At 65.5% G+C, this 25,876-nt stretch carries 24 protein-coding genes; 17 read left to right on the forward strand and 7 right to left on the reverse strand.

Annotated elements, in window-relative coordinates:
* Positions 1–12 precede the first annotated feature (12 nt).
* Positions 13–1,380 carry a DNA recombination protein RmuC gene (locus AC24R4_RS22125; RefSeq protein ID WP_487523618.1) on the forward strand — a complete coding sequence of 456 codons (1,368 nt, stop codon included), beginning with the start codon at positions 13–15 and terminating at the stop codon, positions 1,378–1,380.
* A gap of 35 nt (positions 1,381–1,415) precedes the next feature.
* Here AC24R4_RS22125 and AC24R4_RS22130 read toward each other — a convergent pair whose 3' ends face one another.
* The 5 genes from AC24R4_RS22130 to AC24R4_RS22150 all read right to left on the reverse strand — a co-directional run bounded on the left by AC24R4_RS22130 (position 1,416) and on the right by AC24R4_RS22150 (position 8,445).
* Positions 1,416–1,697, reverse strand: coding sequence for a hypothetical protein (locus tag AC24R4_RS22130; protein WP_092594280.1), 282 nt, complete (start codon positions 1,695–1,697; stop codon positions 1,416–1,418).
* A 276-nt stretch (positions 1,698–1,973) separates the two neighbouring features.
* The gene (moeA, locus tag AC24R4_RS22135; protein ID WP_487523619.1) at positions 1,974–3,260 is read right to left on the reverse strand and encodes a molybdopterin molybdotransferase MoeA; all 1,287 of its coding nucleotides are present in this window, start codon (positions 3,258–3,260) and stop codon (positions 1,974–1,976) included.
* A gap of 54 nt (positions 3,261–3,314) precedes the next feature.
* Positions 3,315–3,926 carry a molybdenum cofactor guanylyltransferase MobA gene (gene mobA / locus AC24R4_RS22140; protein ID WP_400396182.1) on the reverse strand — a complete coding sequence of 204 codons (612 nt, stop codon included), beginning with the start codon at positions 3,924–3,926 and terminating at the stop codon, positions 3,315–3,317.
* A complete protein-coding gene (moaA, locus tag AC24R4_RS22145; protein WP_400396180.1) occupies positions 3,926–5,050 on the reverse strand; it encodes a GTP 3',8-cyclase MoaA in 1,125 nt (374 codons plus the stop codon). Before moaA ends, mobA begins: the two co-directional genes overlap by 1 nt.
* Before the next feature lie 251 nt (positions 5,051–5,301).
* On the reverse strand, positions 5,302–8,445 hold the full coding sequence (locus AC24R4_RS22150) for an Rne/Rng family ribonuclease (protein WP_487523620.1): 3,144 nt from the start codon (positions 8,443–8,445) through the stop codon (positions 5,302–5,304).
* A gap of 988 nt (positions 8,446–9,433) precedes the next feature.
* Between AC24R4_RS22150 and AC24R4_RS22155 the strand changes: the two genes are divergently transcribed.
* From AC24R4_RS22155 to AC24R4_RS22170, 4 genes are read left to right on the forward strand one after another with little or no spacing between them, the layout of a single operon-like run.
* On the forward strand, positions 9,434–10,432 hold the full coding sequence (locus AC24R4_RS22155; RefSeq protein ID WP_400394534.1) for an RluA family pseudouridine synthase: 999 nt from the start codon (positions 9,434–9,436) through the stop codon (positions 10,430–10,432).
* Between the two features lie 60 nt (positions 10,433–10,492).
* The gene (locus tag AC24R4_RS22160; RefSeq protein ID WP_400394529.1) at positions 10,493–11,152 is read left to right on the forward strand and encodes an HAD-IA family hydrolase; all 660 of its coding nucleotides are present in this window, start codon (positions 10,493–10,495) and stop codon (positions 11,150–11,152) included.
* Complete coding sequence (locus tag AC24R4_RS22165; protein ID WP_400394531.1) at positions 11,145–11,528, forward strand: Rieske (2Fe-2S) protein; 384 nt, start codon at positions 11,145–11,147, stop codon at positions 11,526–11,528. Before AC24R4_RS22160 ends, AC24R4_RS22165 begins: the two co-directional genes overlap by 8 nt.
* Before the next feature lie 39 nt (positions 11,529–11,567).
* Complete coding sequence (locus AC24R4_RS22170) at positions 11,568–12,728, forward strand: S49 family peptidase (RefSeq protein ID WP_400394532.1); 1,161 nt, start codon at positions 11,568–11,570, stop codon at positions 12,726–12,728.
* Between the two features lie 121 nt (positions 12,729–12,849).
* On the opposite strand, the gene AC24R4_RS22175 is transcribed toward AC24R4_RS22170, so the two are convergent.
* Both AC24R4_RS22175 and AC24R4_RS22180 read right to left on the reverse strand, forming a co-directional pair.
* Entirely contained in the window at positions 12,850–13,581 is a 732-nt protein-coding gene (locus AC24R4_RS22175) for an SAM-dependent methyltransferase (protein WP_487523621.1), read from the reverse strand.
* Between the two features lie 3 nt (positions 13,582–13,584).
* On the reverse strand, positions 13,585–14,184 hold the full coding sequence (locus AC24R4_RS22180) for a Maf-like protein (protein ID WP_400397081.1): 600 nt from the start codon (positions 14,182–14,184) through the stop codon (positions 13,585–13,587).
* A gap of 156 nt (positions 14,185–14,340) precedes the next feature.
* Between AC24R4_RS22180 and AC24R4_RS22185 the strand changes: the two genes are divergently transcribed.
* The 12 genes from AC24R4_RS22185 to AC24R4_RS22240 all read left to right on the forward strand — a co-directional run bounded on the left by AC24R4_RS22185 (position 14,341) and on the right by AC24R4_RS22240 (position 25,576).
* Entirely contained in the window at positions 14,341–14,958 is a 618-nt protein-coding gene (locus AC24R4_RS22185) for a DUF177 domain-containing protein (protein WP_487523622.1), read from the forward strand.
* A gap of 121 nt (positions 14,959–15,079) precedes the next feature.
* Positions 15,080–15,259 carry a 50S ribosomal protein L32 gene (gene rpmF, locus AC24R4_RS22190; protein ID WP_008644820.1) on the forward strand — a complete coding sequence of 60 codons (180 nt, stop codon included), beginning with the start codon at positions 15,080–15,082 and terminating at the stop codon, positions 15,257–15,259.
* Between the two features lie 192 nt (positions 15,260–15,451).
* Positions 15,452–16,531: a phosphate acyltransferase PlsX gene (gene plsX, locus AC24R4_RS22195; protein ID WP_153945421.1), complete on the forward strand. Its 1,080-nt coding sequence runs from the start codon at positions 15,452–15,454 to the stop codon at positions 16,529–16,531.
* A gap of 90 nt (positions 16,532–16,621) precedes the next feature.
* The gene (locus tag AC24R4_RS22200; protein WP_400393875.1) at positions 16,622–17,602 is read left to right on the forward strand and encodes a beta-ketoacyl-ACP synthase III; all 981 of its coding nucleotides are present in this window, start codon (positions 16,622–16,624) and stop codon (positions 17,600–17,602) included.
* Between the two features lie 69 nt (positions 17,603–17,671).
* The gene (gene fabD / locus AC24R4_RS22205) at positions 17,672–18,607 is read left to right on the forward strand and encodes an ACP S-malonyltransferase (RefSeq protein WP_153945419.1); all 936 of its coding nucleotides are present in this window, start codon (positions 17,672–17,674) and stop codon (positions 18,605–18,607) included.
* A 20-nt stretch (positions 18,608–18,627) separates the two neighbouring features.
* A complete protein-coding gene (gene fabG, locus AC24R4_RS22210; protein ID WP_066730987.1) occupies positions 18,628–19,377 on the forward strand; it encodes a 3-oxoacyl-ACP reductase FabG in 750 nt (249 codons plus the stop codon).
* A gap of 170 nt (positions 19,378–19,547) precedes the next feature.
* Positions 19,548–19,787 carry an acyl carrier protein gene (gene acpP / locus AC24R4_RS22215; protein WP_008644813.1) on the forward strand — a complete coding sequence of 80 codons (240 nt, stop codon included), beginning with the start codon at positions 19,548–19,550 and terminating at the stop codon, positions 19,785–19,787.
* Between the two features lie 205 nt (positions 19,788–19,992).
* Positions 19,993–21,225, forward strand: a complete 1,233-nt coding sequence (fabF, locus tag AC24R4_RS22220; protein WP_400393877.1) for a beta-ketoacyl-ACP synthase II — start codon at positions 19,993–19,995, stop codon at positions 21,223–21,225.
* A gap of 273 nt (positions 21,226–21,498) precedes the next feature.
* Positions 21,499–22,098: an RNA polymerase sigma factor RpoE gene (rpoE, locus tag AC24R4_RS22225; RefSeq protein ID WP_092594264.1), complete on the forward strand. Its 600-nt coding sequence runs from the start codon at positions 21,499–21,501 to the stop codon at positions 22,096–22,098.
* A 106-nt stretch (positions 22,099–22,204) separates the two neighbouring features.
* Positions 22,205–22,861 (forward strand): sigma-E factor negative regulatory protein, encoded by a 657-nt coding sequence (locus AC24R4_RS22230; RefSeq protein WP_153945708.1) that lies wholly within the window; start codon positions 22,205–22,207, stop codon positions 22,859–22,861.
* Positions 22,862–22,869: 8 nt separating this feature from the next.
* Positions 22,870–23,949, forward strand: a complete 1,080-nt coding sequence (locus tag AC24R4_RS22235) for a MucB/RseB C-terminal domain-containing protein (RefSeq protein ID WP_487523623.1) — start codon at positions 22,870–22,872, stop codon at positions 23,947–23,949.
* Positions 23,950–24,082: 133 nt separating this feature from the next.
* Positions 24,083–25,576 carry a DegQ family serine endoprotease gene (locus tag AC24R4_RS22240; RefSeq protein ID WP_487523624.1) on the forward strand — a complete coding sequence of 498 codons (1,494 nt, stop codon included), beginning with the start codon at positions 24,083–24,085 and terminating at the stop codon, positions 25,574–25,576.
* Positions 25,577–25,876: the final 300 nt, after the last annotated feature.

The following is a 25,876-nucleotide window of genomic DNA, read 5'->3' on the forward strand; positions in this document are numbered from 1 at the left end:
TTTTCTATTGCCATGTCGCTGATGCCCTTGCTGACCCTGGCCGCCGCGGTGGCGGCCGTGATCCTGCTGATCGTGCTGTTGATGCGCCAGTCGCGCACCGGCGCCGGCGAACTGTTGCCGATGCTCGGCGACCTGCGCGACGACGTGCGCGAGGACACCGCGCGCGGGCTGGAGCGCCTGGAGCGCGAACTGCGCACCGAACTGGCCGAAACGGCGCGCGGCAGTCGCAACGAGTCGGGACAGCACATGCTGCGGTTCCAGCAACAGTTGTCGACCCAGTTGACCAGCATCGCCACGGTGCAGCAGCAACAGCTTGCGCAGATGTCGGAGGCCAACGAGCGGCGGCTGGCTGACGTGCGGGCGACGCTGGAGCAGAAGCTGCGTGATATCGAGGCCAATAACGCCGCCAAACTGGAGGAAATGCGACGCACCGTGGACGAAAAGCTGCACGCCACGCTGGAGCAACGGCTGGGCGAATCGTTCAAGCTGGTGTCGGACCGGCTGGAGCAGGTGCATCGCGGGCTGGGCGAAATGCAGATGCTGGCCCAGGGGGTAGGCGATCTCAAGCGCGTGCTGACCAACGTCAAGTCGCGCGGCACCTGGGGTGAGGTGCAGCTGGCCATGCTGCTCGAGCAGATCCTGACGCCGGATCAGTACGGCAAGAACGTGGAGACCGTGCGCAATTCCGGGGCGCGGGTGGAGTTTGCGATCCGCCTGCCCGGCCGCGAGGCGGGCGGCAGCCCGGTCTGGCTACCGATCGACGCCAAGTTCCCCAAGGAACAGTACGAGCGGCTGATCGACGCGCAGGAGCGCGGCGACGTGGACGGGGTGAACGCGTCCAGCCGCGAGCTGGAAGTGGCGGTGCGCCGCGAGGCGCAGACCATCGCCGAGAAATACCTGGCGCCGCCGGCCACCACCGACTTCGCCATCCTGTTCCTGCCGACCGAAGGCCTCTATGCGGAAGTCTTGCGGCGGCCGGGCCTGACCGACATGCTCCAGCGCGATTTCCGCGTGACCGTGGCCGGCCCCACCACGCTGACGGCGCTGCTCAACAGCCTGCAGATGGGATTCCGGACGCTGGCGCTGGAAAAGCGGTCGAGCGAAGTCTGGGAAGTGCTGGGTGCCGTGAAGACGGAATTCGGCAAATTTGGCGAAGTTCTGGCGAAAACGCGCGATACGCTGGTGCGTGCGGCACGCAATATCGAACAGGCGGAAGTCCGTACCCGGCAGATGGAGCGCAAGCTGCGCACCGTGGAGGCGCTGCCCGGCGAGATCGCGGAGCAGCTGCTGGGAACGTCGGGGATGATCGGCGCGGAGACGGCTGCCGATACCGCCCCGGCTGACGAGAGCGCGGGGCAGCCAGAGGATCGGCAGGCCTAGCGGCTGGCAGGGTCCGGCCCGGGCGAGGCGGAAGATTACTGGCGATCTTCCGGGCTCAGTTCACGGATGTGAACCTCGATGCCGCCGAAGCGCGCGGCCACCCAGTTGTAGGCGCGGCAGCCCAGCCAGAGCAGGCCAAAGCCGATCAGTGCGTTGAGGATCAGGGCGGTGAAGACGGCAATGCCGGGCAGATCGCCATAGCGCACGAAGGCGACGAACAGGCCCATGGCCACGATCGGTACCGAAAAGCACAGATAGACCAGCACAAGTGCCCGGGCAGTCTTGACGGGATGGAGGTACGCGATCTCCTGGTGCATGACGACAGACAAGATATTGGGGGATTCGGATTTTCGTGCTGCAAGTGTAGCGATTGGGGCTTGCGACGCCTAGAGCGCCCGGCTGCCGGATGAGTCATTTCAGACGGCAACGGTGCTTTCCGGCAATGTATGCAGCACAAAAACGACACCGCCCGCAGTGACCGGCTTCAGGCCTTGCAAGTGACGCATGAATCGGATGGATTCATGCCGCCGGGCCGTGTTCCGCTTGGCGGGACCGCGCCCGATGCGCAGCCCCATAGCCAAAGGTGGGCGCCGTCAGACCAGGCCGTCGAACAGCATGACCTGCACGGTGTCGCCGGCCGCCACCGAGCCCTGGTCGTGATCGAGCACGACAAAGCAATTGGCTTCGCTCATCGATCGCAGCACGCCCGAGCCTTGCTGGCCGGTCAGCCGCACCTCCAGATTGCCGTCGGCGCCCGGCGCCAGGATGCCGCGCTGGAATTCGGTGCGGCCCGGCTTCTTGCGAATCGGCGTGGTGGTGCGCACGCGTACGCGCGGTAGCGGCGCCACATTGGCACCCATCAGCCGATGCAGGGCGCCGCGCACGAAATGATAGAAGGTGACCATCACGGCCACGGGATTGCCCGGCAGGCCGAACAGCACGGCATCATGGCCGTTCGACGAAATACGCCCGAACGCCATCGGACGCCCCGGACGCATGGCGATCTTCCAGAACGTGACGTCGCCCAGTTTTTCCATGATCTGCTTCGTATAGTCGGCATCGCCGACCGATACGCCGCCTGACGTAATGATGGCATCGGCATTCTCGCAGGCGCTGCGGAATGCCGCTTCCATGACGTCGGGGTCGTCGCGCACCACGCCCATGTCGATCAGTTCCACATTGAGCCGGCGCAGCATGCCGTGCAGCGTGTAGCGATTCGAGTCGTAGACGCAGCCCGGATCGAGTGTCTCGCCGATCGATCGCAGTTCGTCGCCAGTCGAGAAAAACGCCACCCGCAGACGTCGGCGAACCTTTACCTCGGCCACGCCCAGCGATGCCAGCATGCCCAGATCGGCCGGCGTCAGGACCCGCCCCGCGTGCAACGCGGCCTGGCCGCGCGCCAGGTCTTCACCGCACAGCCGCCGGTTGTCGCCCGCCCGCACGGCGTCGGGCGCAAAGCGCACCAGATTGCCACCGGCCTGGATCTCGACGAATTCCTGCGGAATCACGGTGTCGCAGCCGGCCGGCATGATGGCCCCGGTCATGATGCGAACCGCCTGCCCCGCCTGCGCCTCGCCGGCAAAGGCGTTGCCGGCGTAAGCGGTGCCGATGACCTCCAGCGCGATACTGGCGTCGCCCTGGGTCAGCGCCCGGCTGGAGAACGCGTAGCCGTCCATGGCCGAGTTGTCGTGAGCGGGGACGTCGATGGGCGAAATCACGTCAACGGCCAGCACGCGGTCCAGCGCGCTACGAATCGCCAGCTGCTCGATGCCACGGACCGGTTCCACCACATCGGCAATGATGGCGTTGGCCTGGTCCACCGGCAGGGCGGTGGGGTCGTAGTCGGACTGGCAGGAGATGACGGATTGCAGCGAAGGCATGGTCTGGGTCGTGACACGCGCACGCGTCGGCGATATGGGAATTTGGGTGAGAGTCTAGCCGGATCGGCCAGCGGCCTCGTGCTCGCGCAGTTCGTCCAGCGTATTGATGTTTGCAAAGGCCCGCGCGTCGCCGAACACGACCTGTGCCAGCCGCTGGCCCGTGACCCAGCTTTCGATCTTGCGATGGCCGGCATCCACGTAAGCCTGCAGCCCGGCAGCGGCGGTGACCGGCATCAGGCAGAACACGGGCTGCAAGCGGCGGCGGCCGTCGGCGTCCACGGTGACGGGCACGGCAAGGTCGGCGTCTTCGTCCTCGATACCCTGGGCCAGGCGCGCCACCAGGTCGGCCGGCAGGAAAGGGGTGTCGCAGGGGGCCGTGACCAGCCATGGCGTCCGGCACTGCGCCAGCCCGGCCAGCATGCCGGCCAGGGGGCCCGCGAAATCGGCGAGGGTGTCGGCAATCACCGGCGCACCAAAGCTGGCGTAGCGTTCGGGGTTGCGATTGGCATTGATCAGCAGCGGTCCGGTCTGCGGGGCCAGGCGCCGCAGCGTGTGCTGCACCATCGGCGCTCCCTGGAACGGCTGCAGGCCCTTGTCGGTGCCGCCCATCCGGCTGCCGCGGCCGCCGGCCAGGATCAGGCCCGTGATGTCGTCGCGCGCAATCATCACCCGCCGATATACGACATTTCGATCTTGCTTTCGGCGCGTGCGGCGCGTACGGCGGGATCGCTGCGCTGCTCGGAATAGTTGTCGGTGCGGGCCTGCCATACCTGCGCGATGGCGTTGCCGATTTCCAGGTCGCTATGCCCGCCGCGCAGCAGCGCGCGCAGGTCGTACCCTTCGGTGGCAAACAGGCACAGATAGAGCCGGCCTTCGGTAGACAGCCGGATCCGGCTGCAATCGCCGCAGAACGCGTGCGTCACGCTGGAAATCACCCCGATTTCACCGCCGCCGTCGCGATAACGCCACCGCTCGGCGGTCTCGCCCGCGTAGTTGGCCTGCACGGCTTCCAGCGGGAACGCCGCGTCGATACGGCGGACGACATCGGCCGACGACAGCACTTCGTTCATCTGCCAGTGGTTGCTGGCGCCGACATCCATGAATTCGATAAAGCGGACGATGATGCCGCTGTTGCGGAAGTGACGTGCCATCGGCACGATTTCCTGATCGTTGGTGCCGCGCTTGACCACCATGTTGACCTTGATCGGGGCCAGCCCGACGGCCTGGGCGACCTCGATGCCATGCAGCACGTCGCGCACGGCGAAATCCACGTCGTTCATCTTGCGGAACGTGACATCGTCGATGGCATCCAGGCTGACCGTCACACGGGTCAGGCCGGCATCGCGCAGCGATTGCGCCTTGCGCGCCAGCAGCGACGCATTGGTGGTCAGCGTCAGGTCCAGTGGCTTGCCCGATGCCGTTTCGATGCGCGCCAGCATTTCCACCAGGCGCTCGATGTTCTTGCGCAGCAGCGGCTCGCCGCCGGTCAGCCGGATTTTTTCCACACCCTGCGCCGCGAACAGGCGCGCGACCCGCTCGATTTCCTCGAAGCTCAGCAGCTCGGAGTGGGGCAGGAAGGTGTAGTCCTTGTCGAACACTTCCTTCGGCATGCAGTAGACGCAGCGGAAGTTGCAGCGATCGGTGACGGAGATGCGCAGGTCATGCAGCGGCCGGCCCCGGGTATCGGCCACGAGCCCGGTCGGCGCCAGCAGGCGCGACGGAATGCTCGGCACCATCGATCGGTATCGATGGTCGCGCAGGTCAAGAATCGGAATGACAGTATCGGTCATGGCAGAGTGGGGCCGCGGCTCGCCGGATGCGTGGCGCGCCCGGGTGGCCGTTCTGCCTGCCATTCTAGCCGAGGGCGGCTTCGCGTCGCGGGCAACACTGTCGTGACAACAGCACAGTTGATGGCGGGGTACAGCAGTACAGCTGGCGGCCTTGCGCCATGTCGCGTTGGCGGCACCGCCGCGCCGATAAAAAAAGGGACGGCGGTTGCCGTCCCTTTCTTCAGCTCAGCTTGCAGCGGCGAGGTATCGCCTTATTGCTGCTGCTGTTGTTGCTGGGCTTCGCGCTGTTGGCCGCCCGTTTCGACGAGGACCATCGGGCCTTCCGGCAGCGGCGGCAGCGGCTTGCGCTCGCGCGGCAGGCGCGGGGCCGGCACGATGCGTGCGGCGGCTTCCTGCGCGGCGGCCAGCTTGGCGCTGTCGGTACGTACCCACTCCAGACCGGCGGTCGAGAGCATCGACTCCAGGGCCGGCGTGCTGGTGCTTGCCGGAGCCGGGGCGGCCACCACAGGGGCCGCGGCAGCCGGGGCAGGCGCTTCCACGGCGGGAACCGGTGCCGGCATCACTTCCGGGGTCACGGCGACCGGCTCAGGCACTACCGGAGCGGTGGCGACCTGTGCCGGGGCCTGCTCGGCCGGGGCTGCGGCAGCCACGGTTTCGATGGCCTGATAAGCCGGGGCGGGCGTCACGACCGGCGCCGGTTGCGGTTCGGCCACGGCGGCGAAGACCGGCTCGGCTGCCGGGGCTGCCGGGACGACCGGAGCCACCGGAGCAGCCGGCTCGCGGACCGCTGCCACGGCTTCCACCGGAGCGACGGCCACGGGGGCCTGCACCACCGGTGCCGGGGTAGCCTGTTCGGCAGCCGGCTGGCCCTGGGCCGTCACCGACGCCGACTCTTCTTCCGATTCCGTCACGCCGGCGCTGACTTCGGCCAGGTTGCCTTCATTGACTTCCAGGCTGCCGTCCTCGCGCTCGCGGCGGTAGCGGTTGCGGCCACGACGATTGCGGCGGCGGCGCTCTTCGCCTTCACCGGCTTCCGTTGCGGCGGCTTCGGCGCCCAGTGCGTCTTCCGGCACATCCACGGTGGCGATGACAGCCGGTGCGGCCTGGGCCGCCTCGAATGCCGACTGGGGTGCCGTGCCTGCAACGTTCAGCGGTTCGTCGGTCTCACGGGCCTCGGCGCGCTCGCGCTGGCGTTCGCGTTGACGCTCGCGGCGTTCCTGGTTGCGTTCGCGGCGCGCTTCGGTGCGCTCGCCCTGAGCGATGGCCGGCGTGGCGGGCTGTGCTTCGCGCGGTTGACGATCGCCACGGGGCTGGCGCTCGCCGCGCGGCTCGCGTGCTTCGCGCGGTTCACGCTGCTCACGCGGCTCGCCGCGTTGTGCCTCGGCGCGTTCGCCACGTTCGGTGCGCTCGGTGCGCTCGGCACGTTCGGTGCGCTCGCCGCGCTGGCCGCGACCCTGACGGTCGCCACGTTCGCCGCGTTCGCCACGTTCGCCGCGCTGTTCGCCACGGCCCTGGCGGCCTTCGCCGCGCTCGCCGCGTTCACCACGCTGGCCGCGTTCGCCACGACCCTGGCGGCCTTCGCCGCGTGCCTGGGCTTCAGCGGCCGGCTTGACCGGCTCGGCCACGGGCGCCGGTGCCGGCTTGACGCCGAACAGACCCTTGAGCCAGGCGACGAAACCGCCGCTGGCCACCGGCTGGGTAGCCGGCACGGGACGTGCCGCCGCCGTGGCCTCGGGCTTCGGTGCGCGCTCGGGGCGCGGCACCGATACCGGGGCGGGGGCGTCGGGCGTAATGCCCTTGACGGCCGCTTCCTGGCGCGGACGCGCGTCTTCCTTCTTGCGGCTGCTGTAGCTCGTGTCGGCTTCCAGTTCCTTGGCGGCCGCCTCGGCCATGCGGTAGCTGGCGGTCGCGTCTTCCAGGCGCGGATCGTCGTGACGCAGGCGCTCGAGCTTGTAGTGCGGCGTTTCCAGATGCTTGTTCGGGATCAGCAGCACATTGACCTTGAAGCGCAGTTCGATCAGGTTGATGTCCTGACGCTTCTCGTTGAGCAGGAAAGCGGCCACTTCCACCGGCACCTGGCAGTGGATGGCGGCCGTGTTTTCCTTCATCGCCTCTTCCTGGATGATGCGCAGCACCTGCAGGGCGGACGATTCGGTATCGCGGATATGACCTGTTCCATTGCAACGCGGGCAGGTGATGTGCGAGCCTTCCGACAACGACGGACGCAGGCGCTGGCGCGACAGCTCCATCAGGCCGAAGCGGCTGATCTTGCCCATCTGCACGCGGGCGCGGTCGTGGCGCAGCGCGTCCTTCAGGCGCGTTTCCACGTCCTTCTGGGCCTTGCCGGACTCCATGTCGATGAAGTCGATGACGATCAGGCCGCCCAGGTCGCGCAGGCGCAGCTGGCGGGCGATTTCGTCGGCGGCTTCCAGGTTCGTGCGCAGCGCCGTTTCCTCGATGTCCGCACCCTTGGTGGCGCGGGCCGAGTTCACGTCAACCGACACGAGGGCTTCGGTATGGTCGATCACGATGGCACCGCCGGACGGCAGCATCACCATGCGCGAGTACGCCGATTCGATCTGGTGCTCGATCTGGAAACGCGAGAAGAGCGGCACGTCGTCGCGGTATTTCTTCACGCGGCTCATGTTGTCGGGCATGACCACGCTCATGAAGGCGCGGGCCTGCTCGTAGATCTCGTCGGTATCGATCAGGATCTCGCCGATATCGGGCTGGAAGTAATCGCGGATGGCGCGGATCACCAGGCTCGATTCCAGATAGATCAGCAGCGGGGCCTTGTTGTCGCCGGCGGCGCCGTCGATGGCCTTCCACAGTTGCAGCAGGTAGTTCAGGTCCCACTGCAGTTCCTCGGCGGCACGGCCGATGCCGGCGGTGCGGGCGATGATGCTCATGCCTTCCGGCACCTGCAGCTGCGCCATGGTCTCGCGCAGTTCCTGGCGGTCTTCGCCCTCGATGCGGCGCGACACGCCGCCGCCACGCGGGTTGTTCGGCATCAGGACCAGGTAGCGGCCGGCCAGCGAGATGAACGTGGTCAGGGCGGCGCCCTTGTTGCCACGTTCTTCCTTTTCGACCTGAACGATCAGTTCCTGGCCTTCGTGCAGGGCGTCCTGGATGCGCGCGTTGCGCACGTCCACGCCGTCCTTGAAGAAGGCCCGGGCCACTTCCTTGAACGGCAGGAAGCCGTGGCGCTCTTCGCCGTAATTGACGAAGCAGGCTTCCAGCGACGGTTCGATGCGGGTGATGACACCCTTGTAGATGTTGCCCTTGCGCTGTTCGCGCCCGGCGGTTTCGATGTCGATGTCGATCAGTTTCTGGCCATCGACGATCGCGACGCGCAACTCCTCCTGTTGCGTCGCGTTAAACAGCATGCGTTTCATCGCAATACCTCACTCCAGTGTCGCGGGAGCCCAATGGGTCATGAGTGGGTCATGCCCGCGACGGTCCAGGGAGCACGCGAGGAAAGAGAGCGAGGGCGGGAGAATTGCCGGAGTTGCCGGCGCGTTCTGCTATGCGGCCGGCTGGGCGCGGGTGAAAGGAGAGGGTGTCGGCGTCCCGCCATCCGCAAAAAACTTGCGGGCGATCCGCTGCCGGGTCGGGAGAGGGCAAATGGGCCTGCTCCTGATGCAGCGATGTCTGGCGGATGCCGGCGGCCGGGGGCGAGGGCGGCTGTCGGCCGTGCCATCGGCACGGGCAATGCTGCCTATCGCAGCCGGGCCGGGATGGCCAGGACGCGTCAAAGAGCAAGTCATCCGGACGCAGCAGTTGCATGCCATTGCCAAACCGACCTGTCCGCTGGCGGGCGCGCCGCTGGTTCTTCGCGTTCTGCGCTCGGGCGCCGCTGCCGGATCGTCGAACTACGACGACCACCGGCAAGTCGCGGCGGGTACTGCAGGTCGGTTGGCTGGGTGTCACCTGCCGGGCCGGCACCGGTTCCCGGTGCGGGCGGTCTTCTCTCACCGATGCGGATGCCCTTGGCTGGCACCCGCATTGAATTCTTTTCTACCTGAACACTCTGTTTCCACGTGTCGGCCGGCTGGTTGCCGAAGCCGCCTCTGGGCGACTTCCTGCGCGCCGGCGCGGCGCGTGCGTGCTGCTGATTGCCACCATTTGCCTGTCTGGCGCCTTGCGGGGTACGCAACATGCGGGAGACGGGCCGGGCTGGCGGCAACCCGAAGTGTAAAATGCGAGATCTCGCGCGGATACTGGTGGGACTACCCAAGACAACTGCCTGGATGCCCTGCATATTCCGTTCCGGTTTGCCGCAAAAATGGCAGGCATTCCGGTTGGGGTTCGCGCCAAACATCGCTTACACAGGTCGCACATTCCCGGCATTTGGCCGGGTACGGCCGGGAAATTATATTGAAAATGAATGAGTTACGCCATCAAATTGAAACGGAGCCGCGCTCCCGCGCAAGCGGCCTCCAGGTGGCGTATGTCACGATCGACGAGAGCGCCGAAGGCCAGCGCATCGACAACTTCCTGCTGAAGGTTGCCAAGGGGGTGCCCAAGAGCCACATCTACCGGGTCTTGCGCTCGGGCGAGGTGCGCGTCAACAAGGGCCGGATCGATGCGACTTACCGGCTGAAGCTGGGCGATGTCGTCCGTATCCCGCCAATTCGGATCGCGGAAAAAGCCGCCGAAGGCACTTTCGTGCCGGCCGGCGAGTTTCCGGTCCTGTTCGAGGACACGCACCTTTTGGTGATCGACAAGCCGGCCGGCGTGGCCGTCCACGGCGGGTCCGGCGTGGCGTTCGGCGTGATCGAGCAGTTGCGCCAGGCGCGGCCCGAGGCCAAATTCCTGGAACTGGTGCATCGATTGGATCGCGAAACCTCCGGCATTCTGGTGCTGGCCAAGAAGCGGTCGGCCCTGGTGCACCTGCATGAGCAGATTCGCGGCAGCGACATGGACAAGCGTTACTTCGCCTGCGTGGCCGGGGAATTTCCCAATGCGCGCCAGCACGTGAAGCTGCCGCTATATAAGTACAGCACGCCCGATGGCGAGCGCCGCGTGCGGGTACAGGCCGATGGCCTGGCGTCCCATACCGTCTTCAATCGCGTGAAGGCATTCGAGGGCTACACGCTGCTGGAGGCAGAACTGAAGACCGGCCGCACGCACCAGATCCGCGTGCATCTGCAGTCCACGGGCTTTCCTATTGTCGGCGACGAAAAGTACGGCGATTTTGCGCTCAACAAGGCACTTTCGCGGAGTGGCGCGACGCCCGGGATCAAACGGATGTTCCTGCACGCCCACAAGCTGACGTTCCTGCACCCGAATACCGGTGAGCCCCTCACCGTGTCGGCGCCGTTGCCACCCGAATGTGTCGATTTTTTGCAACAATTGACCCCGACTGGCACGCCGTCGTAACGCCTGGCGCACGCGCCACCCTCATATCTGCAACACTTTCCGCATCGACCAAGGACCGCAATGGCCAGGCAGCGATTTGACCTGATCGTTTTCGACTGGGATGGAACCCTGATGGATTCCACCCCGACCATCGCCAAGTGCATTCAGCTGGCCAGCCGCGACCTGGGCTTGCCGGTGCCCGACGACAGCGCCGCCAGCCACGTGATCGGGCTGGGCCTCAAGGACGCGCTGTCCTACGCCGTGCCCACGCTCGATCCGGCCGACTACCCCCGGCTGGCCGAGCGATATCGCTATCACTTCCTCACCCGCGACGCCGATCTCGTGCTGTTCCCGGGCGTGCGCGAGATGCTGGAGGCGCTGCACGCCGAGCACTATTTCCTGGGCGTGGCCACCGGCAAGACGCGGGTGGGCCTGGAACGTGCGCTGGCCAGCACTGGCCTGGGCAAGCTGTTCGATGCCACGCGTTGCGCGGACGAGACCTTCTCGAAGCCGCACCCGGCCATGCTGCATGAACTCACACGCGAACTGGGCCAGGACATCGGGCGCACGGTCATGATCGGCGATACCACGCACGATCTGCAGATGGCCATGAACGCGGGCGCGCAGGGCTTAGGTGTGTGCTATGGTGCACATCCGGCCGATTCGCTGCGTGCGATGTTGCCGGTCCATTGCGCCACGTCGATTGCCGATCTGCAGCAGTGGCTGCTCGCTCATGCCTGATGACAGCCTGACGCCACGCCGTCTGTGCTCGGCGGCCGAGCTGACCGATGGCGGCACGGGAGTGCGATTCACCGTTCGCGTGGCGTCGCGTGAGATCGGCGCGTTCGCCGTCCGCTACGACGGCGTGGCCTACGGCTACCTGAACCAGTGCGCCCATGTGCCCATGGAGCTCGACTGGCAGGAAGGCCAGTTTTTCGATAGTGCAGGCCTATACTTGATGTGTGCGACACATGGCGCGACTTACGCGCCAGACACCGGCCTGTGCGTGGGCGGCCCTTGCCGGGGCGCCGCGCTGGCCAAGCTCCGCATCGAGGAACGTGACGGCGCTGTCTTCTGGCAGCCCGAAGCCCCTTTTTTTGCGCCCGACGCCAGCTGAGCGGAGCCGGGTCTTCGTTTGACGCCTGAGTCCATCTGCATGACAGAACAGCAAAAACCGCCATCATCCGAACAACCGGGTCAACCTGAGCAGCGTCCTGACGAGCACGCGCCCGCCAGTGAAACGCTGGAAACGGCGCAGCATGCGGACTATCCGCTGGAACGCGATCTGAAGGCCGGCGACGATGCCGCGCGGCGCGAGGCCGACGAACGCCGCGCGCGCATGGCCGGCAAGGCGACCGCGCCAGTCGGCGGCGCCAGCGGCGGCTGGGAACGCGACGTGCTGGAAAAGGTGCTGATGGCCAGCCTCCGCGAGCAACGCGCGGCGCGCCGCTGGAAGATCTTCTTCCGGCTGGTGGGCCTGGGCATCCTGGTCCTGATCCTGTTCGCCGTGATCGATTTCAAGGGCGAGAGCCTGACCAGCACCAGCGGTCGGCATACGGCCATGGTCACGCTGGAGGGCGAGATCGCCGCCGGTACGCCGGCCAGCGCCGAATCGATCAATGCATCGCTGCAGGCCGCGTTTGCCGACACCACGGCCGCGGGCGTGATCCTGAAGATCAACTCGCCGGGCGGTTCGCCGGTGCAGGCCGGCATCATCAACGACGAGATCCATCGCCTGCGCAAGATCTATCCGGACAAGCCGTTCTACGTGGTGGTGGAGGAAATCTGCGCGTCGGGTGGCTACTACGTGGCGGCGGCGGCCGACAAGATCTATGTCGACAAGGCCAGTATCGTCGGCTCGATCGGCGTGCTGATGGACGGTTTCGGCTTCACGGGCCTGATGGACAAGCTCGGCGTCCAGCGCCGGCTGTACACGTCCGGTGCCAACAAGGGCATGCTCGATCCGTTCTCGCCCGAGGTGCCGCGCCAGAAGGCGTTCGCCGAGTCCATGCTCAAGCAGATCCACCAGCAGTTCATCGACGTGGTCAAGCAAGGTCGGGGCGACCGGCTCAAGAGCGATCCCGACCTGTTCTCGGGCCTGTTCTGGTCGGGCGAGCGCGCTGTGGAACTGGGCCTGGCCGATGGCCTGGGCAGCGCCGACTACGTGGCGCGCGACCTGTTCAAGGCCGAAGACATCGTCGACTACACGGTCAAGGAGAATATCGCCGAGCGCGTGGCCAAGCGGTTTGGCGCGGCCGTGGGTTCCGCGGCGATGAAGATGATGCTGATGAACACTTCGGCGCCGGCCGTGCGCTGACCGTCTGGAAACTGGCGTGTTTCCGGTCCTCTTCCGGATGGGAGGCAGCAGGGAGGGGCAGCAGGTTCCTGCCGCCCCTGCTAGTTAACGAAGTCCCGTATCTATGAGTGGCAGGTGCCGGCTACTGCGCCAGCAGCGAAAAGATCGCCGGACGCTTGTGGAGTTCGAGGCGATCCGGCCGCCAGGCGGAAATCGGCAGCGTGACGATGGTCTCCGTTGGCAGCGTCAGGTCCACGGCGATCGACAGCAGCGTGGTGCCCGAGCAATGCTGGCGCAGCGCGTCGAGCAGCGCGCCGTTGCGGTACGGGGTCTCGATCCAGACCTGGGTTTGCTGTGCCTTGCGCGACCGCTGTTCCAGGTCGCGCAACTTCTTTGCGCGCTCGTCGGCGTCCACGGGCAGGTAGCCGTTGAACGCGAAGCTCTGGCCGTTCAGGCCCGAACCCATCACCGCCAGCAGGATCGAACTGGGGCCGACCAGCGGGCGCACCGTGATGCCGCGCGTGTGGGCCAGCCGCACCAGATCGGCGCCCGGATCGGCCACGGCGGGCACGCCCGCTTCGGACAGCAGGCCGCCGTCGCGCCCGCCCGCGATGGGGTCGAGCAAGGCATCGAGCGCACTGGCCTTGGTATTGACGTTCAGTTCGCGGATCTCGATCTGCTGGATGGCGTGCGCCAGCGGTGCGGTCTCCGCCAGCTTCTTCAGAAAGGCGCGTGCCGTCTTGGCGTTCTCGGCCACCAGATAGTCAAGGCGCGCCGCGATCTGCTGCACGCCGGCGGGAATCACATCCATCACCGGATCGGATTCGTCGCGCTTGCCGAGCGTGTTGGGAATCAGGAATAGTGTGCCGGCCATGGTTCAGGCTCCAAAGAAGGGGTAGCCGGCCTGGCGCAGCATGCCGGTCAGTGCCACCAGCGGCAGGCCGATCAGCGCGGTAGGGTCGTCCGATTCCACGCGTGACAGCAGGGCGATGCCCAGGCCTTCCGCCTTGGCGCTGCCGGCGCAGTCGTAGGGCGTTTCGGCGCGCAGATACGCATCCAGTTCTGCATCGCCCAGGTTGCGGAACGTGACCAGCGTCTGCACGTCGGCCAGCTGCGCCACGCCGGTACGGCTGTCCAGCAGGCACAGGGCCGAATGGAAAGTGACGGTCCGGCCACGCATCCGCTGCAACTGGGCCAGCGCCTTGTCGTGCGTACCGGGTTTGCCGATCTGCAGGTCGTCGAGCGTGCAGACCTGGTCGGCGCCGATCACCAGCGCGCCGGGATGGCGTGCCGCGATCGCTTCGGCCTTCAGGCGCGCCAGGCGCAGTGCCGTGGCGTCGGGGCGCTCGCCGGGCAGGGGCGTTTCATCGATATCGGGGGTGGCCACCTCGAACGGAATCCGCAGGCGCGCCAGCAGTTCGCGGCGGTACGGAGAGCTCGACCCGAGGATCAGCGCAGGACGGGAGTCGGAAGACATATAGGAATGGCGCCAGAAAACGGTGAGGAACGGTTTTCGGCTTGTATACTTTGACCGTTCCGGGAAATACCACGTATAATCGCGCGTTTAGCTGCACAGGCACATGCGTTGCCTGCAACGTGTGGCAAACAAGGCATTTATTGCGATTCAGCCTGTATGAGTCAGCCGACCCAGCCAGCGGCGTCCGCCGTGGCCTTCGATCTGCGTGAAACCGATCTCTTCGTCTTCTGCCGCAAAGGCGGCAATGTGGCGGGAGAGGTGCCGGTGCGCGATTTGCCGCGCATCTTAGCCGAGACGGCTGCCGATGCGCCAGCGTCCGCCGCGGACGAAGTGTTCTCGTACACCTTGAGCGGCTTTGTGCGCGAAGAGGCGGCGGAACCCGGTGCGGCGGTGTCGCAGCGCCTGTTTGTCGACGTGACGGTCAATGGTCGTGTCTGGCTGAACTGCCAGCGTTGCCTGGGGGTCTACCCCGAGCCGATCGCAACGAAGATGCGTTTCGAAGTGGTGGCCAGCGAAGCGGCTGCCGACGAGGCGTCGATGGATGACGACGAGATCGACGTGATCGTCGGCTCGAAGAAGTTTTCGGCGCTGGAACTGATTGAAGATGAAGTGCTGCTGGCATTGCCTTCGGCACCCAAGCATGAAGTCTGTCCAACGGTACACGAGTCGCTCGTGACCGGGGCAGACGGCGAGGTGGAGCCCGAGGCGCCACCCGCGGAAGAAAAGCGGCCATCGCCCTTTGCGGCGCTGGCCGGCCTGAAGACCAAGCACTGACGCCGCGCGGAGCGCGGCCTGGCAGGTCTTCACGGTAGCAGGTCAAGCATCCGGCCGGGCCCCGGCTACGCCTTGCGCAGGATGCGTGTGTTAATATCGCAAAATTCTCGAAGGAGTCATCATGGCTGTTCAACAGAACAAGAAGTCGCCGTCCAAGCGCGGCATGCACCGTTCGCACGACCATCTGTCGGTCGCCCCCCTGGCCGTTGAGCCGACCACGGGCGAAACCCACCTGCGCCACCACGTCAGCCCGAACGGCTACTACCGTGGTCGCAAGGTCATCAAGACCAAGAACGACTGACCAGGTCGTCTGGCGTGACCCTGTGTCTCGCTCGCGCACGTTGTCAGGTGTAAAACAGGAAAGCGGCAAGCTCGTTGCCGCTTTTTTGTTGGGCGCTCGGCGCCCGCACGACAGCGTATCCGCGCGTCCGGCTGGTTGCGTCCCCGCGAACCGATGCGGCGGGTGCCGGCGCGCTTTCCGTATCAGGAAACAATGACGATCAAGCTCGCTATCGACTGCATGGGCGGCGATCACGGAGTCTCCGTGACGGTGCCGGCAGCGATCAGTTTTCTTTCCCGTCACGACGACGCCGAGATGATCCTCGTCGGCCTGCCCGACGCCATCGGCGCGCAGCTGAAAAAGCTGCATGCAAGCGATCATCCGCGCGTGACCATCGTGCCCGCGACCGAAGTCATCACCATGGATGACCCGGTGGAAGTGGCGCTGCGCAAGAAGAAAGACTCTTCGATGCGTGTTGCCGTGACGCAAGTCAAGGAAGGCAAGGCTGGCGCCTGTATTTCCGCTGGCAATACCGGCGCGTTGATGGCGGTTTCACGCTATGTGCTGAAGACGCTCGAAGGCATCGAGCGGCCGGCCATCGCCACCACGATTCCCAACGAACAAGGCTGGGGCACCACGGTGCTCGACCTCGGTGCCAACGCGGACTGCGAGCCCGAGCACCTGCTGCAGTTCGCGCGCATGGCCGAGGCCATGGTGGCGGTGGTGGATCACAAGGACCACCCGACGGTGGGCCTGCTCAATATTGGCGAGGAAGTGATCAAGGGCAACGAGGTGGTCAAGGCCGCCGGCGAGCTGTTGCGCGCTTCCGAGCTCAACTTCTACGGCAACGTGGAAGGCAACGACATCTTCAAGGGCACGACCGACATCGTCGTTTGCGACGGCTTCGTCGGCAACGTGGCGCTCAAGAGCACCGAAGGCCTGGCCAAGATGATCGGCAGCATGATCAAGGAAGAGTTCACGCGCTCGTGGTTCACCAAGCTGCTGGCCGCCGTGGCGATGCCGGTGCTGTCGCGCCTGGCGCGCCGGCTCGACCCCGCCCGCTACAACGGCGCTTCGTTGCTGGGGCTGCGCGGGCTGGTGATCAAGAGCCATGGTTCGGCCGATGCCCATTCTTTTGAGTGGGCGATCAAACGCGGGTATGATGCGGCCAGAAATGGCGTCATCGAGCGCATTGCCAAGGCCTTTGCCAACAAGTCCGGTGCCGCTGGCGCCGCGACCGGCGGCCCGGAGACAGACTCGCCGGACCCACATTCCGATACCCGTGCCGCCTGAGGCCGCGCGCCCGTCACGGGCGGGTAGCCCGACACTCCGCCCGAAGGCCTGGCCTGGGCGGGCCGGTGAGCACCACGATCCGACATACTCATGACCAAGTACGCAAAAATCATCGGCACGGGGAGCTATCTGCCCCCGCGGCGCGTCACGAATCACGACCTCGCCGTGCAGCTTGCCGAAAAGGGTATCGAGACCAGCGACGAGTGGATCGTCTCGCGCAGCGGCATTTCGGCGCGCCACTGGGCCGAGCCCGACGTCACGTCGAGCGACCTGGCCGTCAAGGCTGCCGAGCAGGCGATTGCCGCCGCCGGTATCGACCGCCAGGACATCGACCTGATCATCGTCGCCACGTCGACCCCCGATTTCGTGTTCCCGAGCACCGCCTGCCTGGTGCAGCAGAAGCTCGGCATCACCAATCACTGCGCGGCGTTCGATCTGCAGGCCGTGTGCTCGGGCTTTGTCTATGCGATGTCGACGGCTGACAAGTTCATCCGCAGCGGCTCGCACAAGAACGTGCTCGTGATCGGTTCCGAAGTGTTCTCGCGCATCCTCGACTTCAATGACCGCACCACCTGCGTGCTGTTCGGCGATGGCGCGGGCGCCGTGGTGCTGAGCGCCGCGGACGAGCCGGGCATCCTGTCGTCGGCCATGCATTCGGACGGCAACCACGTGGACATCCTGTGCGTGCCGGGCAATGTGTCGGGCGGTGCCATCACCGGCAATGCCTTCCTGCACATGGACGGCCAGGCCGTGTTCAAGCTGGCCGTGACCGTGCTGGACAAGGTGGCGCGCGAGGCCATCGCCGCGGCTGAAATGCAGGCCGACGAGATCGACTGGCTGATTCCGCACCAGGCCAATATCCGCATCATGCAAGGCACGGCCAAGAAGCTGGGCCTGCCGGCCGAGCGCATGGTGGCCACGGTGCACGAGCACGGCAACACGTCGGCCGCATCGATTCCGCTGGCGCTGGACGTCGCCGTGCGCGACGGCCGCATCAAGCCCGGCCAGACCGTGCTGATGGAAGGCGTGGGCGGCGGCTTCACCTGGGGTGCGGTGCTGCTGCGCATGTAACATGCGGCCGGTGCGGCGTGCCGCACCGTTCGAAACGTTGAAACGTTGTATAGCTAGACTGGATTTCCGATGAAATTCGCATTCGTTTTTCCCGGACAGGGTTCGCAGTCGGTTGGCATGCTGAACGCGTTTGCCGACAACCCCGTGGTGCGTGCCACGCTCGAGGAAGCCTCGACCGCGCTGGGCCAGGACATCGGCAAGCTGATTGCCGAAGGCCCCGCGGAAGACCTGAACCTGACGACCAACACGCAGCCCGTGATGCTGACGGCGGCGGTGGCCGTGTACCGCGCCTGGCTCGATGCCGGCGGTCCGGCGCCTGCCCTGGTGGCGGGCCACAGCCTTGGCGAATATTCGGCGCTGGTGGCCGCGGGGGTGATTCCGTTCGCGGACGCCGTGCCGCTGGTGCGTTTCCGCGCGCAGGCCATGCAGGAAGCCGTGCCGGTGGGCGAGGGCGGCATGGCCGCCATCCTCGGCCTGTCCGATGACGACGTGCGTGCGGCGTGCGCCGAAGCGGCAGCGGCGGGTGCCGGTGTGGTGGAGGCCGTGAACTTCAACGCCCCGGCACAGGTGGTGATCGCCGGCAACAAGGGCGCAGTGGAAAAGGCCTGCGAAATCGCCAAGGCCAAGGGTGCCAAGCGCGCGCTGCCGCTGCCGGTTTCGGCGCCGTTCCACTCGTCGCTGCTCAAGCCTGCGTCGGACCGCCTGCGCGAGCGCATGGCCGGGCTGGCGTTTTCGGCGCCGGCGATTCCGCTGGTGAACAACGTCGACGTGGCCATCGTCAACGATCCGGCGCAGATCAAGGACGCGCTGGTGCGCCAGGCCGCCGCGCCGGTGCGCTGGGTCGAGTGCGTGCAGAAGATGGCTGCCGAAGGCGTGACCCATGTGATCGAATGCGGTCCGGGCAAAGTTCTGGCCGGCATGACCAAACGCATCGACGGCAACCTCGTCGGTGGTGCAATCTTTGATCCGGCGTCGCTGCAGGAAACGCTGGCGCTGCTGAAATAAGAGCAAGGAACGAACGCAACATGAGCAAGACTCTGGAAAATCAGGTCGCGCTGGTAACCGGTGCCTCGCGCGGCATCGGCCGGGCCATCGCGCTGGAACTCGCACGCCAGGGCGCCACCGTGATCGGTACGGCCACGAGCGAATCGGGCGCGGCCGGCATCAGCGAATACCTGTCGGCCGAAGGGCTGAAGGGCAACGGCGTGGTGCTGAACGTGAACGACGCCGCGCGCTGCGACGCCGTGATCGACGAGATCGTGAAGACCCACGGCGGCCTGGCAGTGCTGGTGAACAACGCGGGCATCACGCAGGACCAGCTGGCCATGCGCATGAAGGACGACGACTGGACGGCCGTCATCGACACGAACCTGACGGCGGTGTTCCGCCTGGCGCGTGCCGTGCTGCGCCCGATGATGAAGGCCCGTGGCGGCCGTATCATCAACATCACGTCGGTGGTGGGCTCGACGGGCAACCCGGGCCAGATGAACTACGCGGCGGCCAAGGCCGGCGTGGAAGGCATGACCCGCGCGCTGGCCGCCGAGATCGGCAGCCGCAACGTCACGGTGAACTGCGTCGCGCCGGGCTTCATCGATACGGACATGACGAAGGTGTTGTCGGAAGAGCAGCATGCTGCCCTCAAGACGCGCATTCCGCTGGGCCGTCTGGGCCAGCCGGAAGACATCGCCAATGCGGTGGCATTCCTGGCGGGTCCGCAGGCCGCCTACATCACGGGCACTACGCTGCACGTGAACGGTGGCATGTACATGAACTAAGGATTTGGACCGGCTTCGGTTTCGAGGGAGAAGCCGAAAGAAGCCGGTTGAAGCAGTAGTTTTTCAAACCAATCGGGCGCGAATCTTGCAAAGCTTGGCAGGCGGATTTTTTGTGGTCCAAACCTGCTAAAATGCGCCCACTTTTTGTCGAACATTCCCTGGAGGGTTACATGGACAATATCGAACAACGCGTCAAGAAAATCGTGGCTGAACAGCTTGGCGTGGCCGAGGCAGACATCAAGAACGAATCGTCGTTCGTGAATGATCTCGGTGCGGACTCGCTGGACACGGTGGAACTCGTGATGGCGTTGGAAGATGAATTCGGCATGGAAATTCCGGATGAGGAAGCCGAAAAGATCACGACCGTGCAACAAGCCATCGACTACGCCACCGCGCACGTCAAGGCCTAAGCCGTCGTCATCATATTCCGAGCCACAGAAGGCGCATGGACGGGGCCGTCACGGTCCTGTCATGCCGTTTTCTGTGGCTTTCGTCTGTTCGAAGAAGCTGAACCGGATCGATCCCAAGCAGTGCGCCCCATGCCAGGTTTGTCGGCAGGCGCGGCGGGATCCTGAAGTCATCCGATTCCACTTCACGCACTCGTAGGAAAATATAGTGAGCCGTCGTCGCGTCGTCGTCACTGGGCTTGGCCTTGTGTCTCCGGTCGGAAACACGGTTGCCGAAGGCTGGGCCAACCTGGTTGCCGGCAAGTCCGGCATCGCCACCATTACCAAATTCGATCACTCCGCCCTGGCTGTGCATTTCGCCGGCGAAGTGAAGGGCTTCAACGCCGAGGAATACATCCCGGCCAAGGAAGCCCGCAACATGGATACGTTTATCCATTTCGGCATCGCCGCCGGTACCCAGGCGCTGAAGGACAGCGGCCTGGAAATCACCGACGCCAATGCCGAGCGCGTGGGCGTGCTGGTCGGTTCCGGCATCGGCGGCCTGCCGATGATCGAAGACACGCAGATGACGCTGGCCAACCGTGGCCCGCGCCGCATCTCGCCGTTCTTCGTGCCGGGCTCGATCATCAACATGATCTCGGGTCACCTGTCGATCATCCACGGCCTGAAGGGGCCGAACCTGGCCGCCGTGACGGCCTGCACCACCGGCCTGCACAGCATCGGCCTGGCCGCCCGCCTGATCCAGGCTGGCGACGCCGATGTGATGGTTGCCGGCGGTGCCGAATCGACGGTGTCGCCGCTGGGCATCGGCGGTTTTGCCGCGGCCCGCGCGCTGTCGACCCGCAATGATGACCCTGCCGCCGCTTCGCGTCCGTGGGACAAGGATCGCGACGGCTTCGTGCTGGGCGAAGGCGCCGGCGTGATGGTGCTGGAAGAGTACGAATCGGCCAAGGCGCGCGGTGCGCGCATCTACGCCGAGCTGGTGGGCTTCGGCATGAGCGGCGACGCGTACCACATGACCGCGCCGAACACCGATGGCCCGCGCCGCTGCATGGTCGCCGCGCTCAAGGACGCCGGTGTGAACCCGGACGAGGTCAACTACCTCAATGCCCATGGCACGTCGACGCCGCTTGGCGACAAGAACGAGTCGGACGCCATCAAGCTGGCCCTCGGCGACGCAGCCTACAAGGTTGCCGTCAACTCGACCAAGTCGATGACTGGCCATTTGCTGGGCGGTGCCGGCGGGCTGGAATCGGTCTTCACCGTGCTGGCGATCCATCACCAGATCTCGCCGCCGACCATCAACATCCTCAACCAGGACCCCGAGTGCGACCTGGACTACGTGGCCAACACGGCACGTGAAATGAAGATCGATGTGGCCGTGAAGAACAACTTCGGCTTTGGCGGCACCAACGGCACGCTGGTTTTCCGCCGTCTCTGAGCCGTATGACGCGCCCGTCCGTGGCGCGTCGCCGGGGCCCCGCCAGCAGCACGGCGCGCCCCGGCTTCTTCCGAGTATTCTCCCGATCGTCCCGCCGCAGCGCCGCCGGGTTGCACACGGTGCAACCGAAGTGTGCCGGTCAAGGAACCAAATTGCGAAGCCACGGTCACAGAATGCGCTTTGCGACGCCGGAGGGCGCACGGATCGTAGGTAAAATACAACGCTTGTCGTGACGACAAAACCAAGAGATACACTGCAGCAGGTGAACCATTCGTGAGCGAACGCGAAGCCGATCAGCTTCTAGTTGAACGCGTCCAGCAGGGCGACAAGAAGGCCTTTGAACTGCTGGTGGTCAAGTACCACCGCAAGATCATTCGCCTGATCTCGCGCCTTGTCCGTGACCCCGCAGAAGTGGAGGATGTGGCGCAGGATGCCTTTATCAAGGCATATCGCGCCTTGCCCCAGTTCCGGGGGGAATCCGCCTTCTACACCTGGCTGTATCGGATCGCGGTGAACACCGCCAAGAACTACCTGGCAACCCAGGGGCGCCGTCCGGAAGCGTCCAGCGATATCGATGCCGAAGAGGCTGAAACTTTTGCGGATGGTGAGCAACTAAGGGATATCAATACGCCGGAGTCCATGCTTCACACGCGCCAGGTTGCCGATACGGTGAACCGCGCCATGGAAGCATTGCCGGAAGAATTACGCACCGCCATCACGCTGCGCGAGATCGAAGGCCTCAGTTATGAGGAGATCGCGGAGGCAATGGGGTGTCCGATCGGTACGGTGCGCTCGCGGATTTTCCGGGCGCGCGAAGCGATCGCAGAAAAATTGCGGCCCCTGCTGGGAACGGCAGAGGGCAAGCGATGGTAAGTGAGAATGTCGTGCAGCCAGCGTTGCAGCCTATTCCTGCATCGATAAACGACAAGCGGTAGTGACGGGATTTATCGGTGTTCAATGGAATTTCTTGGGGTTGGAAATGGGTCAGGCTCATAAGCAGTCGGTTCATGTAATGGAAGCAGCGGAGCAGATCTCGATCCTGATGGATGGCGAGCTGCAGGCGCACGAAATCGACGCGGCACTGGATATCGCCAAGGGCGAGACCGGGATGGCCGAATGGTCGATGTATCAACTGATCGGTGACACGCTGCGTTCGGAAGAACTGACGCACGCGGGGTCGACCTCCGATTTTCTTTCCCGCTTCTCCGCGCAACTCGAATCCGAGCCGCACGTGCTCGTGCCGGCCGTGGCCGCCGCGGGCCGTCAGCGCCTGCTGGTGCGTCCGTCGTGGGTGCGCCGCGTCATGCCCGGCACCGCAATTGCCGCCGCCGTCGCGGCCGTCAGCTGGGTGGTCGTGCCGCAGATGCGCGGGCCGGGCGATGCCGGCGCGCCGGATGCCATCGTGGCGCGCGTGGAACAGCAGCCGGGTAGCGCGATGAAGGCGGCTGCCTCGATCGCGCCCGCAGCGGGGGGCATCGTGACCGTGTCTGCCGACAACGCGCAGATGATCCGCGATCCGCGTCTCGACGAGTACCTGCGTGCGCACCGCACGTCTGTAGCCACGGACGCCTTTGTGCCGACCATGCGTACAGTGGCCAACGGTGCCAACTTCTCCCAGGATAATTCGCAGGAATAATGCCGGACATGCATAGAGGACGGTCGCTCGCCGATATCGCGGGCGTACACGGAAAGAAGGGCCTGCGCAGGTCCTTTTTTCTGGCCTTGTGTCTGACCGCTGCCGCAGCCACCGCGCAGCCGTCTGACAGCGCGCTGAGTCGACGCGATGCCACCGCGTGGCTCAACAAGATCCATCGCGCCGCGCAGCGCGAAAACTACGTCGGCACGCTGATCTATCAGCGCGGCAGCGTCATGCATGCCTCGCGTATCCAGCACTACAGCGACCTCGCCAACAACGAGTACGAACGGCTGGAAACGCTCGACGGCAAGCCGCGCGAGGTACTGCGCCAGAACGACGTAGTCCACAGCCTGATCCCGGAAGCGAAGCTCGTCGTGATCGAGAAGCAGGAAGCGAAGGACCGCTTCCCCGCGCTGCTCGCCACGAACAAGAGTGATGTGCTGGATCTCTACGACATGCGCAAGCTGCCCGCCGAACGCGTGGCGGGCGTCGAGTGCGAAGTCTTCGCGCTGGAGCCGCACGATGCGGCGCGCTATGCGGTGCGTCTATGGGCGGACAAGAATTCCGGGCTGCTGATGCGCGCGCAGACGATCGGCGAGGGCGGCAAGGTGCTCGAACAGGTGGCGTTCTCGCAAGTCGACATTGGCGTGCCGTCCGACAAGCAGCGCATCCTGAACGCGATCAAGGGCGCGAATTCGTGGAATCACTACGAAGTTAGCTATCAGCCGGCCAATATCGCCGACGAGGGGTGGACGATCAACGCCCCGATCAAAGGCTTCCAGAAGATCCGCGAGGTGCGCCGCCCGCTCGGCGAGCTGCGTGCGCCGACCCAGGGTGCCAAGCCCGCCGGCGTCTTCGAAGTGCTGCAGGTCGTCTACAGCGACGGCCTGACCGGACTGTCGGTGTTTATCGAGCCGGTGTCCGAACAACGCGCCCGCCGCGAAGGCGTGGCTTCACTGGGCGCCACCCAGGTGGTGGTGCGACGGGTGTCCGACTACTGGATCACGGTGGTCGGCGAGGTGCCTGCCGCAACCGTGAAGCAGTTCGCGGCCGGCGTGGAGTACCGCCCGCCCAAGGCGGTACACTGAGCGAATCTCGGCGTGGCGGCGACGGGGCAGCAGATCCCGCGCCGGACCACCAGGCAGTGCGCTTCGCAGGCGCCCCGGCCTTGGCCTTGCCGCGAAGCATCCGTTTCTCGCAGATTCTCACGGGAGTTCGTCGATGATTTCCAGTTCCCCCGCCCTGGCGCGGGCCGTGGTCATGGTGGCCATGCTCGTGCTTGGTCCGGCCGTTTCCGAAGTGGGCCACGCCCAGGCGGCGGCCTCGAATTACAACCTGCCCGACTTTACTGACCTCGTCGAGAAGGCCAGTCCGGCCGTGGTCAATATCCGCACCACCGAACGGGTCAGGTCGCGGGGCGGCAATTCCCCCGAAGATGACGAGATGGCGGAGTTTTTCCGTCGGTTCTTCGGCGTGCCGATGCCCGGCCAGCCGACGCCGCCGCGCCGTGGCCAGCCGCAGACCCCGCCGCAGGGCGAGGAGCAGAGCCGTGGCGTGGGGTCGGGGTTTATCATCAGCCAGGATGGCTACGTGATGACCAACGCTCACGTGGTGGCTGACGCCGAGACGATCTATGTCACGCTGCCCGACAAGCGCGAATTCAAGGCCAAGCTGATCGGGTCCGACAAGCGTACCGACGTGGCGCTGCTCAAGATTGAAGCCACGGGCCTGCCGCGTCTGGCACTGGGCGATTCCGACAAGATTCGCCCCGGCGAATGGGTGCTGGCCATCGGCTCGCCGTTCGGCCTGGACAACAGCGTGACCGCCGGCATCGTATCGGCCAAGGGCCGTGATACGGGCGACTATCTGCCGTTCATCCAGACCGATGTGGCGGTGAACCCCGGCAATTCGGGCGGCCCGCTGATCAACCTGCGCGGCGAGGTCATCGGCATCAACTCGCAGATCTACAGCCGCAGCGGTGGCTACATGGGCATTTCGTTCGCGATTCCGATCGACGAGGCGATGCGCGTGACGGACCAGCTCAAGGCGAACGGCAAGGTCACGCGTGGCCGTATTGCCGTGGCGATCAGCGACGTTTCGAAGGAAGCGGCCGATTCGCTGGGCCTGGGTCGGGCGCGGGGCGCGTTGGTGGGCAGCGTCGAGCCGGGCGGTCCGGCCGAAAAGGCGGGCATCGAGGCCGGCGACATCATCCTGAAGTTCAACGGTCGCGATATCGAAAAGGCCTCCGATCTGCCGCGCATGGTTGGCGATACCAAACCGGGCACGCGCGTGCCGTTGCAGGTGTGGCGCAAGGGCCAGACCCGCGAGGTGCAGATCATGGTTGCGGAGCTGGAACCCGACAATGCCAAGGTTGCGGCACGCAAGGGCGACCGGAAGGGCAATAGCGGCGGTGAAGACCAGCCGGCAGCCAAGCCCAATGCGCTGGGCCTGGTCGTCAACGACATCCCCGAAGCGCGCCTGCGCGAGCTCAAGGTCAAGTCCGGCGTGGAAGTGGATACGGCGGACGGTCCGGCGGCGCGTGCCGGTATCCGCCCCGGCGACATCATTCTGCGACTGGGCGACACGGATGTGACGGGGGCGCGTCAGTTCAACGATCTGGTCAAGTCGCTGGACAAGAACCGCATGGCCGCGGTGTTCGTGCGGCGCGGCGATGCCACCCAGGTGCTGACCCTGCGTCCGAGCCAGAGCCGCTAAGCCGTTGCATGGCCATCAGGGCCGCCCGAAGGCCGCCTGAAGGTCAACTGAAGGTCAACTGATGGCCAACTGACGGTCGACTGATCGCGCCGGATGCCCTCCGGCGCGATCGTTTTCTGGCAAGGTGCAGGATCCGGCATGCCGAACTGCCCGGATTCCCGGCGCGCAAAGGCATTTCGCGCGACGGAAGTCCTTGAAAATCCGGTAAAATCGCGGATTGGCGCAAAACCGTGCGCCCCACTTTTTGCCGCGCCCGCACCGTCCTGGTATGCCGGGCCGCGCTGGCGTTTTCCAGATCAC

It is taken from the genome of Cupriavidus sp. CER-90, assembly GCF_057652055.1.

Bases quoted from the DNA above. Each gene is read 5' to 3' on its own strand.
- AC24R4_RS22200 (WP_400393875.1), top strand. From the start codon at position 16,622: ATGACCAAGTACGCAAAAATCATCGGCACGGGGAGCTATCTGCCCCCG.
- AC24R4_RS22180 (WP_400397081.1), bottom strand. From the start codon at position 14,184: ATGTCTTCCGACTCCCGTCCTGCGCTGATCCTCGGGTCGAGCTCTCCG.
- AC24R4_RS22170 (WP_400394532.1), top strand. From the start codon at position 11,568: ATGACAGAACAGCAAAAACCGCCATCATCCGAACAACCGGGTCAACCT.
- moeA (WP_487523619.1), bottom strand. From the start codon at position 3,260: ATGCCTTCGCTGCAATCCGTCATCTCCTGCCAGTCCGACTACGACCCC.
- AC24R4_RS22165 (WP_400394531.1), top strand. From the start codon at position 11,145: ATGCCTGATGACAGCCTGACGCCACGCCGTCTGTGCTCGGCGGCCGAG.
- fabD (WP_153945419.1), top strand. From the start codon at position 17,672: ATGAAATTCGCATTCGTTTTTCCCGGACAGGGTTCGCAGTCGGTTGGC.
- AC24R4_RS22240 (WP_487523624.1), top strand. From the start codon at position 24,083: ATGATTTCCAGTTCCCCCGCCCTGGCGCGGGCCGTGGTCATGGTGGCC.
- plsX (WP_153945421.1), top strand. From the start codon at position 15,452: ATGACGATCAAGCTCGCTATCGACTGCATGGGCGGCGATCACGGAGTC.
- AC24R4_RS22185 (WP_487523622.1), top strand. From the start codon at position 14,341: ATGAGTCAGCCGACCCAGCCAGCGGCGTCCGCCGTGGCCTTCGATCTG.
- AC24R4_RS22125 (WP_487523618.1), top strand. From the start codon at position 13: ATGTCGCTGATGCCCTTGCTGACCCTGGCCGCCGCGGTGGCGGCCGTG.
- AC24R4_RS22230 (WP_153945708.1), top strand. From the start codon at position 22,205: ATGGGTCAGGCTCATAAGCAGTCGGTTCATGTAATGGAAGCAGCGGAG.
- mobA (WP_400396182.1), bottom strand. From the start codon at position 3,926: ATGATTGCGCGCGACGACATCACGGGCCTGATCCTGGCCGGCGGCCGC.
- AC24R4_RS22130 (WP_092594280.1), bottom strand. From the start codon at position 1,697: ATGCACCAGGAGATCGCGTACCTCCATCCCGTCAAGACTGCCCGGGCA.
- AC24R4_RS22150 (WP_487523620.1), bottom strand. From the start codon at position 8,445: ATGAAACGCATGCTGTTTAACGCGACGCAACAGGAGGAGTTGCGCGTC.
- AC24R4_RS22175 (WP_487523621.1), bottom strand. From the start codon at position 13,581: ATGGCCGGCACACTATTCCTGATTCCCAACACGCTCGGCAAGCGCGAC.
- AC24R4_RS22160 (WP_400394529.1), top strand. From the start codon at position 10,493: ATGGCCAGGCAGCGATTTGACCTGATCGTTTTCGACTGGGATGGAACC.
- moaA (WP_400396180.1), bottom strand. From the start codon at position 5,050: ATGACCGATACTGTCATTCCGATTCTTGACCTGCGCGACCATCGATAC.
- AC24R4_RS22235 (WP_487523623.1), top strand. From the start codon at position 22,870: ATGCATAGAGGACGGTCGCTCGCCGATATCGCGGGCGTACACGGAAAG.
- AC24R4_RS22155 (WP_400394534.1), top strand. From the start codon at position 9,434: ATGAATGAGTTACGCCATCAAATTGAAACGGAGCCGCGCTCCCGCGCA.
- fabG (WP_066730987.1), top strand. From the start codon at position 18,628: ATGAGCAAGACTCTGGAAAATCAGGTCGCGCTGGTAACCGGTGCCTCG.
- rpmF (WP_008644820.1), top strand. From the start codon at position 15,080: ATGGCTGTTCAACAGAACAAGAAGTCGCCGTCCAAGCGCGGCATGCAC.
- acpP (WP_008644813.1), top strand. From the start codon at position 19,548: ATGGACAATATCGAACAACGCGTCAAGAAAATCGTGGCTGAACAGCTT.